This is a genomic window from Chitinophaga lutea (assembly GCF_003813775.1).
GTDB lineage: Bacteria > Bacteroidota > Bacteroidia > Chitinophagales > Chitinophagaceae > Chitinophaga > Chitinophaga lutea.
The window spans coordinates 1844239-1856607 of the sequence record NZ_RPDH01000002.1 but is presented as its reverse complement, the minus strand read 5'-3'; the positions used below and the strand labels follow the sequence as shown (position 1 = coordinate 1856607).

The 12369-nt window shown below is 53.9% G+C and carries 7 protein-coding genes; all 7 read left to right on the top strand.

Going from position 1 to position 12369, the window contains the following annotated elements; all coding sequences use genetic code 11:
• Positions 1 to 8: 8 nt before the first annotated feature.
• The 7 genes from EGT74_RS19690 (at position 9) to EGT74_RS19660 (ending at position 12356) form a co-directional block, all read left to right on the top strand.
• The gene (locus EGT74_RS19690; protein WP_123848273.1) at positions 9 to 1370 is read left to right on the top strand and encodes an acyl-CoA dehydrogenase family protein; all 1362 of its coding nucleotides are present in this window, start codon (positions 9 to 11) and stop codon (positions 1368 to 1370) included.
• Positions 1371 to 1647: 277 nt separating this feature from the next.
• Positions 1648 to 2394, top strand: a complete 747-nt coding sequence (locus EGT74_RS19685) for a DeoR/GlpR family DNA-binding transcription regulator (RefSeq protein ID WP_123848272.1) — start codon at positions 1648 to 1650, stop codon at positions 2392 to 2394.
• 172 nt (positions 2395 to 2566) lie between these two features.
• Positions 2567 to 5626, top strand: coding sequence for a SusC/RagA family TonB-linked outer membrane protein (locus EGT74_RS19680; protein WP_220392912.1), 3060 nt, complete (start codon positions 2567 to 2569; stop codon positions 5624 to 5626).
• An 18-nt stretch (positions 5627 to 5644) separates the two neighbouring features.
• A complete protein-coding gene (locus EGT74_RS19675) occupies positions 5645 to 6979 on the top strand; it encodes a RagB/SusD family nutrient uptake outer membrane protein (protein ID WP_123848271.1) in 1335 nt (444 codons plus the stop codon).
• A gap of 211 nt (positions 6980 to 7190) precedes the next feature.
• Positions 7191 to 8381, top strand: coding sequence for a glycoside hydrolase family 130 protein (locus EGT74_RS19670; protein ID WP_123848270.1), 1191 nt, complete (start codon positions 7191 to 7193; stop codon positions 8379 to 8381).
• 263 nt (positions 8382 to 8644) lie between these two features.
• Positions 8645 to 11077, top strand: coding sequence for an outer membrane beta-barrel protein (locus EGT74_RS19665; RefSeq protein ID WP_123848269.1), 2433 nt, complete (start codon positions 8645 to 8647; stop codon positions 11075 to 11077).
• A 241-nt stretch (positions 11078 to 11318) separates the two neighbouring features.
• Positions 11319 to 12356, top strand: a complete 1038-nt coding sequence (locus EGT74_RS19660; RefSeq protein ID WP_246008258.1) for an amidohydrolase family protein — start codon at positions 11319 to 11321, stop codon at positions 12354 to 12356.
• Positions 12357 to 12369: the final 13 nt, after the last annotated feature.

Below are 12369 nucleotides of genomic sequence, written 5' to 3'. Positions count from 1 at the left end.
GAATTGATATGGCAGGAACATTCTCAAAGATCAAAAGCGCAATCAGGCTGCTCAGAACAATCGACTTCGACAAACTCGGTAAACTCTCCGAGAAAGTGGACCTTCAGAAAGTGATGGAGGGTTTCTCCAGACTGGACGACAACCAGCTGAAGGGCCTGATGAAAATGCTCAACAGCAGCGGTGGTAAAAAGAAGGAACTGCCTGAAATCAACGGCGATTTCTATGAGCTCCACCTGCGCCTCAGCGATGAAGACCGCGCCATACAGTTAAAAGTACGCGAGTTCATGGAACGGGAAGTGCAGCCCATCGTCAACTATTACTGGCTGCGCGACGAGTTCCCGTTTGAGCTGGTGCCCAAATTCGCGGAGCTCAACCTTTGCGGCGTGACGTACAAAGGATACGGCTGCCCCGGCAAATCATTCCTGATGGAAGGGATCATCGCGATGGAAATAGCGCGGGTCGACAGTTCGATGGCTACCTTCTTCGGTGTGCAGAGCGGCCTGGCGATGGGCTCCATTTATATGTGCGGCTCCGAAGCGCAGAAACAGGAATGGCTGCCGCAGATGCAGCAGTTCCAAAAGATAGGAGCTTTCGGCCTCACCGAACCGGAAGTGGGCTCCGGGGTTGCCGGCGGCCTCACCACAACGGCTAAGCGCACCGCAGACGGATGGGTGCTGAACGGACAGAAAAAATGGATCGGCAACGCACCCTTTGCGGACGTCACCATCATCTGGGCCCGCGACCTCGACGACGGGGAGGTAAAAGGTTTCCTCGTCAGGAAAGACACACCCGGTTTCGACGTGGAAAAAATAAAAGGCAAAATGGCGCTGCGGATTGTGCAGAACGGCCTCATCACGATGAAAGACTGCGTGGTGCCCGAAAGCGACCGCCTCGAACATGCCAATTCATTCAAAGATACCGCCAGGGTGCTGCAGATGACCCGCGCCGGCGTGGCCTGGATGGCCGTGGGCTGTGCGCGCGGCGCTTATGAAAACGCGCTCGACTATACCCGCAAGCGCAAACAGTTCGGCAAGCCCATCGCCGCTTTCCAGCTGATACAGAACCACCTCGTGGAAATGTTGTCCAACCTCACGGCCATGCAGTCGATGGTGTTCCGTTTGTCCGAATTGCAGGACCAGGGTTTGCTCAAAGACGAACATGCATCGCTGGCGAAAGTATTCTGCAGCCTGCGCACCCGTGATATCGTGAGCAAGTCGAGGGAAGTGATGGGCGGCAACGGCATCCTGCTCGATCATAACGTGGCGCGTTTTGTGGCGGATGCGGAGGCCATTTATTCTTACGAAGGCACCAAGGAGATCAATTCATTGATAGTAGGCAGGGCGATCACCGGGTTCAGTGCGTTCGTGTAATTGCGCGGGTGGGGGCTGAGTGGCACCGCCGACCGGCTTCTGCAGAAGAAGCGCCTGCGCATTCATATTGTATTTCCCCTGTTGCGGCACCGCAGCAGGGGATTTTTTTATGCGTTTCCGGGCTGCCTGTTTAGCAGCATTTAGCTGCATGTTCGTGCGTGAATTTCTATATAACTGCGGTTCTTATCCAGTTAAAAATGCACATTCCCGAAAAAAACATGCATTTTTATGCAGGATTACCGGAATTTCCCTAACTTCACGGACACGTTAATGAATTATGCTCAAAGAGGAACGTCAGAATGTGATTCTTCACGAAGTGAATGTCCACAGTAAAGTGCTCACCACCTACCTGGTAGATAAGCTCAATGTGTCGGAAGACACGATTCGCCGGGATTTGAATGAACTGGCGGATGCCGGTAAAATCATCAAGGTGCATGGCGGGGCGCTTTCCAAATCGTTCCATAATTCATTTAACGGCACCGAAATCTATTCGCTGGCCGAAAAACGGCAGATTGCACAGAAAGCTTTAAAACTGATCCAGGACGGGATGTTTATTTTTACTACCGGCGGCACCACCATACTGGAGCTGGCCCGTGCGCTTCCCGAAAACCTGCATGCCACTTTTTTTACCGGCAGTCTGCCCGCAGCCTTTGAATACGTCCAGCACCCGCATATCGATGTGGTGCTGATAGGAGACCGGCTTTCGAAAAATTCCCGGATTACGGTAGGCGGCGCCGCCATCTCCCAGATCCGGCACGTGAAAGCCGATTTATGTTTCCTCGGCACCAACGCCATCGATCTGCATGCAGGTTTGACAGACAACGACCTGGATGTGGTGCATATCAAAAGGGCCATGATTGAGTCTTCTTCAAAAGTGGTGTCCCTCGCGATTTCAGAAAAGGTCAATACCGTTCAGCGCCTGAAAGTTTGCAATGTAACGGACATCGACGTGCTGATCACGGAGCTGGATCCGCATCATGCGTTGCTCAAACCGTACCGGGCGGCGGGCATGGAGATTCGCTAATATTTCGCTAACAGAATTCGCTAACATTCGCTAACAGAAAATACAATACATCATCCGGGTGAACAATGAACGGCTGTTCCGGTGATTCCTGCAAAGGGAATTCCCGGAACCGGCCCCACCGCAAGGATGTGCACTCCTGACAATTTTTTAACACGCCAAAATCGAAACCTTCATGAAACATCCAATCAGACAATTACCAGGAAGATGGAAGGCGCTCCCGCTGATTTTCCTGTTTCAACTGCTGGCCTGCCTGGCAATGGCGCAGGTCCGGTTCAGCGGAAACGTGACCGCTTCCGACGGCTCCGCCGTTCCAGGCGTTTCCGTGCGACTCAGCAACACCAGCACAGGTGCGGTGACAGACGCAACCGGCAAGTACAGTTTTACTGCCAACGTTCAACCCGGCAACTACACCATGGAGTTTTCCGGAATCGGATTCAAAGCCATGCGCAGGGCCGTTTCGGTAAGCGGCAGCGCCGTATCCGTGGATATGGTGATGGAAGAAGACGTGCTGAAGATGGACGAGATCGTGGTGATCGGTTCTTCCCTCCGCCAGTCGAGGAAACAACTGGGCAACACCGTCAACTCCGTGAACGCCAAACAGCTCACCAATACGGGCTCGGGCAACCTGGGCGCCGCACTGCAGGGCAAGGTGCCCGGTGCGCAGATCACCCAGACCTCCGGCGACCCGTCCGGCGGCATATCCGTGCGCATGCGCGGTACCAGTACCATCAAAGGGTCGTCTGAACCACTCTATGTCGTGGACGGGGTGGTGGTAAGTAACGCCACTACGAATGTCACCAACCTCAACGTGGGCTCCGGCGGCGATATCGGTACCAACCGTATGGCCGACATCAATCCCGCCGACATCGAAAAGATCGACGTTATCCCGGGCGCCTCGGCTTCGGCGATCTATGGTTCCAGAGCGAGCAACGGCGTGGTGCTGATCACCACCAAAGCGGGCAAACAGGGCCAGCTGAAGGTAGACTTCAGCACCAGCATCGCGATGAACGAGCTGCGTAAAAAAGTATACATCTCCACTTACGGCAAACAGTTCGGCTCCACCGCGCTGCGCCTCGGCAATATCAGCGACGGCCCGGGTAACACGGTGACTTACACCCGCCCGGACGGGCAGACCCGCAAGCTGTCGACCGACCTGGTGGATGTAACGCGTTACGATTACCAGGACCAGATTTTCCGTACGGGGCTCGGCACCGATAACTACGTGTCTGTGAGCGGTGGCTCGGAAAAAACGAAGTATTACTTCTCCGGTGGTTACTATTACAACCAGGGCATTATCAGGAATACGGATTTCCGGCGGTTTAACTTCAAAACGAGAATTGACCAGACGATCAATGATTACATATCAGTGAGCGGAGGGCTTGCCTATTCGAACACCTTCTCCAACGAGAAGCCCAACGGGAACGTATTCTGGAGCCCGATCAACGCCATCAATATCACCAACAACATTTACAACATCGAAGAAAGGGATGTGTCCGGCAACCTCAAAAATGTGGAGCCCACCCGCGTGAACCCGCTGAGTGTGATAGAAGACATGCACCTGACGCAGGCGGTGAGCAGGACCATCAGTGATGTGCAGCTCAAGATAAGGCCCGTAAAAGGCTTGAATATCGATTACATCCTGGGTGTTGACAATTTCAGCCAGGAGGGCAGGAACCTGATTGAAAAATATCCCTATATCGCAGCGCAGGAAGGCCTGGGTTACGCTGCGTCGGCGATGGTGAACTCATTCCTGATCAACAACGACGTCAATATTTCCTACAACACCAACTTTGGTGATTTCTCTTCGCTGACCACCGCAGGTTTCAATCACCAGTACCAGAAAATCACCGGCCTGTTTAACGAGGGCCGCGATCTGCTGAACGGCATCACCACCATCAACGGTGCGGCTGTACGGCTGGATCCCCGGTATACGGACGACCAGCGCCAGGTTTTCGGCGGCTTCCTGCAACAGACTTTCGGGTATAAGAATATCTTTTTCCTGACGGGCGCAGCTCGTGTGGACGGAGCTACCACCTTCCCCAAGGATACGCGTACTTACTTCTATCCCAAAGTGAGCGGCTCCTGGAATATCAGCGAGATGGGCTTCTGGAAAGACTTTTCGAATACCTGGTTTACTTCTGCCCGTGTGCGCGGTTCGTGGGGCCTGGCGGGTAACCTGACCGGTATCGGCACTTACGAGCGTTTTTCCACTTACCTCTCCGGCAGCATCAACGGTATCGCTACTTATAATCTGAATACCCAGCTCGGTAACGAATTTGTGGAGCCTGAAAGGTCCAGCGAACTGGAGTTCGGCACCGACCTTTCCTTCCTCAACAACCGCCTCGGTATCATTTTCACGATATACGACAAGAAGATCGTGGGCAGTTCATTGCTGGTAGACCGGGTGCTGGCGCCTTCTTCTGGCGGGAGCGCGCGTACGGAGAACGTGGGTAATCTCACCAACAAAGGCTGGGAACTGGGCATCAACGCCAATCCGTTCGCCGGGAAAGACTTCAGCTGGAGCATAGGTGCTTCGGTGAGCCGGAACAAAAACCTTGTGACTTCTTCCAGCCAGGTAACGCCGATTTCGCTGCCGAACCCGACCGGCGCTACGTCCGTGATACTGGCAGGACAGCCGGTAGGGGTGTTCTACGGCAACTATTTTGAACGCGACGCAAAAGGCGGTATGTCATTAGACGCACAGGGCCGCCCGATTGCAGCCATCAACAACCCCACGCAGAAAGTACTGCTGCGCAAGGTGATCGGTAGTCCGCATCCTGACTGGATCCTGAGCTTTTCCAATAATCTTTCCTACAAAAAACTCAGCCTGAGTATCCTCTTCGACGGCGCTTTGGGACAGGAAGTGTTCAATGCCGACAGGAGAACAAGACAAGGCGTGGGCATCGGGGATTATTCGGAGAAAGAACTGAAGGGTGAACTGCCCAGAGGTTACATCTTTGCGATTTACAACACCGAAGAGTGGCGCGTGGAAAGCGGCTCCTATGTGAAGCTGCGCGAAGTGGCGCTGAGTTATGAACTGCCGAAATTCGCGAAGTTCATCAAATCATCGTCCGTTTCCCTGGTAGGCCGTAACCTGGTGAGCTTCGACACTTACGACGGTTATGATCCGGAAACCAATGCCGCCGGGAATGCTTCCGTTTTGCGCGGGCTGGATTTCGGGAACGTGCCGATTCCCAGAACCTACCAGTTATCGTTCAGAGCCAGTTTCTAAATTCAAACCACTACAATCATGAAAACGCATTATATCAAAAAAACGGCTTTATTGCTCATGCTGGGAAGTGCGCTGCCGATCGTTTCCTGCAATAAAGAATACATCAACCCGAGTACGGCATCGGTACCGAGCGTGACGACCAGTCCGGATGCTTTGATGAACCTCAGCGCCGGCTTACAGCGGCGTTTTACCATCGGCCGCCAGAGCCCGCTGTATTCCGCACCGATCGGGGCGGCGTATGGCGTGTATGCACTGTACACCCTCAACATCGGTAACACCGCGGAAAAAGAACTGGAAACCGGCAAAGGCGCCGTTACACAGGCCAACTCCGTGGTATCCCAGTTGTGGACGCAATGCCTGCTCGCGCGCACCGAGGCCGAAACGGTACTGAATAATCTCAACGTGGCCGCGGACGCAGGCGACAAGGTAGGGTTGAAAGCATATGGCAGTATTTTCTACGCCCTGAGCATGGGCACCCTGGTGCAGTTTTTCGAGCACATCCCGCTGAAAACGGAAAACAATGCCGCGTTCAGTCCGCGCGCCGACGTGCTGAAAAAAGTGATCGAGGTACTTGAAAGTGCGGATGCCGACCTGGCTGCAACTGCGCCCAGCGCGAAGTTTCTCAGCAGAGTACCGGCGGGCATCGATGTGAAGAATACCGTGAAAGCATTGCTGGCACGTTACTACAACATCCAGAGCATGATCACCGGCACTTACGATGCAGCATCCGGCAACAAAGCCATCACATACGCCTCCGCCGCCAGCCTGACGGTGAAATCGGAGTTCCGTTTTTCCGCGGTGACCACCAACCCGCTGGGTGAGTGGAACTTCACGGTGAACGTATTCGGCGCGATCGATTCCACGCTCGGCCTCCGCAACGGCCTCGCGCCGGTACCTGCGGCAACGGATCCGCGCGTAGGGTTCTACATCAGCCGTACGGGGCCGACCACCTATCCGCTGAAAGCATTTGCGCTGAACACCACCGCTTCTTACCCGGTATACCTGCCCGGCGAAATGCACCTGATCATCGCGGAAAACTACGCCCGCCAGTCGCAGTTCGTACAGAGCAAAACCGCCCTGGATGCCGTGCGCACCAAAACGACCGACATCTACGGCATCGGCGCTTCGCAGCCGGCGTACAGCGGCGCGATGACGACAGCCGCCCTGCTCACCGACATCTATAAACAAAGAAGACTGGAGATGTTCCTCTGCGGCCAGGAGCTGGAAGACAGCCGCCGTTTCGGACGCCCCGGGCCCAATGCGCCCGGTGAGGAAAGGAACCGGAATTTTTATCCTTACCCGCTGATCGAAAGGGATAACAATCCCAGCACACCCGCGGACCCGGCTATTTAATAATGTGGGTTACAACAATAAAGAAGCTGCATCAGTTTTTGATGCAGCTTTTCTTTTTCGAGAACGAGTGCCTGGCGGTTGCCGTACAAATTGTGAGGGTAGGGGTTTGAAACGTGCGCTTGTGCATGAACTGCGCACTGCCGCGCTTCTTTTTCTAACAGGGAAACTTTACATTTACAGGCATATTCGTTTCACCCATCATTTTCCGCGCATGTACACTCCACGTTTGATCATCATTACTTTGTTGCTGTTCCCGCTGCTGGCGTTTTCCCAGAATACCCTGCCCGACTGGGCGCTGGGTGGTTTTGTACGGCCTGCGGGCATTAACCCGGTACTGTCGCCGGATTCCACCACTTATTTTTATTGTCCCATGCAGAAAGCCCGCGTAGCCTGGGAATCGAACGATACGTTCAACCCGGCCGCGGTGGTCAGGAATAATAAAGTGGTAGTCCTTTACCGCGCGGAAGATAAATCCGGTGTGGGCATCGGCAAGCGCACGTCGCGCATCGGGTATGCGGAAAGCACGGATGGCCTGCATTTTAAAAGGAACACCAAACCGGTATTGTACCCGGGGGAGGATAACCAGAAAACCTATGAATATCCCGGCGGCTGTGAAGACCCGCGTGTAGCCGTAACGGCCGATGGCACCTATGTAATGTTTTATACGCAGTGGAACCGGGATGTGGCGCGAATTGGCGTGGCCACTTCCAGGGACCTGCTGCGCTGGCAAAAACACGGGCCCATTTTCGCGAAAGCGTACGACGGTAAATTCCTGCGGACCTGGAGCAAGTCGGCCTCCATCGTTACCAAAGTGGAAAACGGCCGGCAGGTGATCGCTAAAGTCAACGGCCGTTATTTTATGTATTTCGGTGAGCATGCCGTGTACGGCGCCGTGTCTGACGATCTGAAGAACTGGACACCTGTCGTGAACGATACCGGCGGGTTGAAACCGTTCATCACGCCGAGAAAAGGTTACTTCGACAGCGATCTTACCGAGTGCGGCCCGCCCGCAGTGATCACCGACAAAGGCATCCTGCTGTTATATAATGGTAAAAACCGCTCCGGCGAAGCAGGCGACCGGCGCTTCAACGGCAGGGCCTATTGCGCCGGGCAGGTGCTGTTCGACCTGCAGGATCCCACCCGGGCCGTCGCCCGCCTGGATGCGCCGTTCCTCCGGCCCATGGAGCCGTTTGAAAAAAGCGGGCAGTACATCGACGGTACGGTGTTCATAGAAGGGCTCGTATACTTCAGGAAGAAATGGTGGCTGTACTATGGCTGTGCCGATTCAAGGGTGGCGGTGGCCGTTTACGACCCCGCTGTCAAAGCGCCCGGTGACGTTATACCGGCGGTGCGCCCGGCGATACCGCGGCAAAGTGAGGCCAGGGTCAGCCTGGCCCGCTGAGTTTGTTAACGGGGAACAAAAAATGGCTGCACAACTCGGTGCGGTTAACAAATTGCTCCGATCGCTTCATCTTTTCTAGTGACCGGCTAAATCGATTTTTAGCCGGATAACCCGTTTACCTTCGAAATTAAAACGTAACCCTGCAACCTTTTTTACAGCCGGTCGTCTTTATTGAATGGGGACGAACAAAGTGAATGACCTAGCTTTAATATACCGGCCGTTTGCCCCAAAAATGCCGGTAGCCATTCAACCCGGAACTGTTTATGAAAAAATGTCTATTGTTGGGAGTATTGCTGTGCTTCATCTCCTCGACCCTATTCGCGCAGGAAGCACCCTCCGGCCGCATCACCGTGAAGATCACGGACGCTGCCGGGAAAGCACTTCCCTTTGCCAGCGTGGCCGTGCGTGCCGCGGCGGATTCCGCCCTTGTAAAAGGACAGATGAGCGATGAAGAAGGCAAATGCCTGATCGAAAAAATAAAAGCCGGAAAATATTACCTCGAAGTATCACAGATGGGCTATACCACCCAGCGCAGTACCACATTCCAGGTCACGGAATCCAATAAGAACATCGACCTGAAATCAATGGCCCTGCCGAACGCGCCGAAGAACCTGAAAGGCGTGGAGGTGACGGCGCAAAAGCCCTACATCGAAAGGGCGGAAGGCAAAACCATCCTCAACGTGGAAAGCAGTGTGACCGCCGCCGGTAATACCGTGCTGGACCTGTTGCGCAGGGCGCCCGGTGTTACGGTGGATAAAGATGAGAACCTCGTGCTGAAAGGGAAACAGGGCGTAACGGTAATGATCGACGGCAAGCTGACGTATCTGTCGAATGAGGCGCTGGCGGAGCTGCTGAAAAGCATGACGGCCGAATCGGTGTCGCAGATCGAGATCATTACCAGTCCCAGTGCGAAATACGATGCCGCGGGCACTTCCGGTATCATCAATATCAAAACGAAAAAAGGGCAGCTGACCGGCTTCAACGGCAGCGTGAACGCCAGCCTCGGCGGCGGCAAATACATCTTCGGCAACGCCGGCACCAATCTCAACTGGCGCACCAAAAAATTCAACTGGTTCGCCAACCTGAACTATGGTGAATGGAACGGCTACAATACCCGCGAACTGGACAGGAGAACGGGCGGCAATGTACCACTGCAGTTCCGGCAGGACGTGTACCAGACCAGTCATTTTCTGAACCGTTCCATGAAATCAGGGTTCGATTATTTCCTCACACCGAACCATACCATCGGCGTGATGGCCAGCGGATACACCAACGCCTTCTGGCGCAATGCGCCCAGCGCCACACAGGTGGCCCGGCTGCACGGCGCCACGGATTCCACGCTTTACACCGGCCTGCATGGGAATAACCGTTTCAAAAATTTGTCTTTCAACCTGAATTATAAATGGAAGATCGATACGCTCGGCTCCGAACTGACGATGGACGCGGATTATGCGAAGTTTAAAAACAGGATGTATTCCTTCCTGGCAGACAGTATGGTGAACATGCACGACGGTAAGACCCTCAACCACAGCGCCATCAGAACTTTGCCCAATACGGAAATACAGATCAGGAGCATCAAGGCCGACCTTGTGCGGGTGCTGAACAAAACATCCAAGATCGAAGCCGGCGCAAAAGCCAGCTTCGTGAGAACCGAAAACAACATGCGCTTCGATTCCATGGAGAATTACGTGTATAAACCGGTGCCTTCGCAGTACGACCAGTTCATTTATAAGGAAGACGTACTGGCCGCGTACCTCATTTATAAGAAGCAGTTTAAAAAGACCGACTTCGTAGCGGGCCTGCGCCTCGAACAGACTACTTCCGACGGGAATTCCATCTCGCTCAAGAACAGGATCAAAAAAACGTACCTCGATTATTTCCCCAACGCCTCCATCGATCATAAATTCTCCGACAACCACAAGCTGGGCCTCGCGTATTCGCGGCGCATCAACCGGCCGGGGTACGGGCAGCTGAACCCGTTCATGTTCTTCCTCGACAAGTACACCTACTTCCGGGGCAACTCCTTCCTGACGCCGGAATACACGCAGAACACGGAGCTGACCTATATGTTCAAACAGAAATACATCGCGGTGCTGGGATACAGCCGCACCGTCGACGGCATCGACGAGTTCCTGCTGCTGAACCCGGAATCGAAAGTAACGACCAGCACCAACCGGAACCTCGCCAACCAGAACACCTATTCACTGAACCTTACGCTTCCCTTCGACCCGGTGAAGTGGTGGAATACCAGCAATAACATCTCGCTGTACTACAACCAATACCGGATCAAAGATTCCGCCGTAGCATTCACTAACGAACGGTTCGCATACAACTTCAACACCACCAATACCTTCACGCTTCCGAAAGATATCAAACTGGAGCTGGGCGGCTGGTTCGAATCGGCCAACGTATATGGTATTTTCAAGGCCAAGGCGATGTGGGCCATGAATGCCGGTGTGCAGAAACAGATATTCAAAAAGAAAGGCACCATCAAGGTAAACGTGAACGATATTTTTGCTTCCAACCGCTTCAAGGGCGGTACGGAGTATGGGGATATTTACCTGTATGTCAACAACCGCTGGCAGAACAGAACGGTGAACGTATCGTTCAGTTACCGCTTCGGTAATAATAAAATCGAAGGCGCCCGCGAACGGAAAGCCGGTAACGAAGACGAATCGCGCCGCGCCGGGAACTGATGTACCGCGTCAGGGAGGGAAGGCGCTATCAAAAATAGCGTAGTGTTGAAGATCGTTTAAATGACGACCGGTCTCCACCAGATACCGGCATAAAAAGGGGGCTGTCTCACACTTTGGGATACAGCCCCCTTTTTATGCCAACCGCTCATCATTTCACCGCCCGCCGTACCGGATATTTTTATAGATTTAGTGCATGCTGAAATCTAATATCCTAACCTGCACCCTTTTATTGGCAGGTATCATGAACGCCCGCAGCCAGGGGATGGATTTTGAAAAATACAATCCCGTGTCCACCCTGGTGGTGCCGGAGCACCCTGTTAAGAAATCAAAGTTTCCCTTTATAGATGTGCACAACCACCAGTACGGGATGGGCAACGCCAACCTCAACGGCCTGCTCAAAGACATGGACGCGTTGAATATGAAGGTGATGGTGAACCTGAGCGGCGGCAACGGCGAAGGGCTGAAAAAAATGACCGACAATATCAAAGCCAATGCCCCGAAACGTTTCATCGTGTTCGCCAACATCAGCTTTAACGGCATCGGGGAACAGGGCTGGACGGAGAAAGCGGTGGAGATGCTGGTCAATGACGTGAAGAACGGCGCCAACGGGTTGAAGGTATTCAAGAACCTTGGCCTCAGCGTGAAAGACAATGCCGGCAAACGGGTGGCTATCGACGACCCGCGCCTCGATGCGATATGGGCCAAATGCGGGGAGCTGAAAATCCCCGTGCTGATCCATGCGGCGGATCCCAAACCGTTCTGGGACCCGGAAGACGGCAATAACGAACGCTGGCTGGAGCTCAAAACCCATCCCGGCCGCAAACGCGGCGATAACAATCCCGCGCCCTGGCAGCAGATCATCGACGAGGAGCACCGCATGTTCAAAAAACATCCCCGCACTACTTTCATCAATGCCCACTTCGGCTGGTACGCCAACGACCTCGCCCACCTCAGCAAACTGATGGAACAGATGCCGAACATGTACGTGGAGTTCGGCGCCGTGATCGCGGAGCTGGGGCGGCAACCCAAAATGGCCCGGCAGTTTTTCGAAAAGTACCAGGACCGGATCCTCTTCGGCAAAGACTCCTGGCAGCCCGAGGAATACGCCACCTATTTCCGGGTGCTCGAAACGGCCGACGAATATTTCCCTTACCACAAAAAGTACCATGCCTTCTGGCGGATGTACGGCATGAACCTGCCGGACGACATATTGAAAAAGATCTATTACAAAAATGCGCTGAAGATCATTCCCCGGATAGATAAAAGTCTGTTCGAGTAGCAGGGGGGCAAAA

Coding starts and splice junctions, on each gene's coding strand:
- EGT74_RS19690 (WP_123848273.1), top strand. CDS start 9: ATGGCAGGAACATTCTCAAAGATCAAAAGCGCAATCAGGCTGCTCAGA.
- EGT74_RS19685 (WP_123848272.1), top strand. CDS start 1,648: ATGCTCAAAGAGGAACGTCAGAATGTGATTCTTCACGAAGTGAATGTC.
- EGT74_RS19680 (WP_220392912.1), top strand. CDS start 2,567: ATGAAACATCCAATCAGACAATTACCAGGAAGATGGAAGGCGCTCCCG.
- EGT74_RS19675 (WP_123848271.1), top strand. CDS start 5,645: ATGAAAACGCATTATATCAAAAAAACGGCTTTATTGCTCATGCTGGGA.
- EGT74_RS19670 (WP_123848270.1), top strand. CDS start 7,191: ATGTACACTCCACGTTTGATCATCATTACTTTGTTGCTGTTCCCGCTG.
- EGT74_RS19665 (WP_123848269.1), top strand. CDS start 8,645: ATGAAAAAATGTCTATTGTTGGGAGTATTGCTGTGCTTCATCTCCTCG.
- EGT74_RS19660 (WP_246008258.1), top strand. CDS start 11,319: ATGAACGCCCGCAGCCAGGGGATGGATTTTGAAAAATACAATCCCGTG.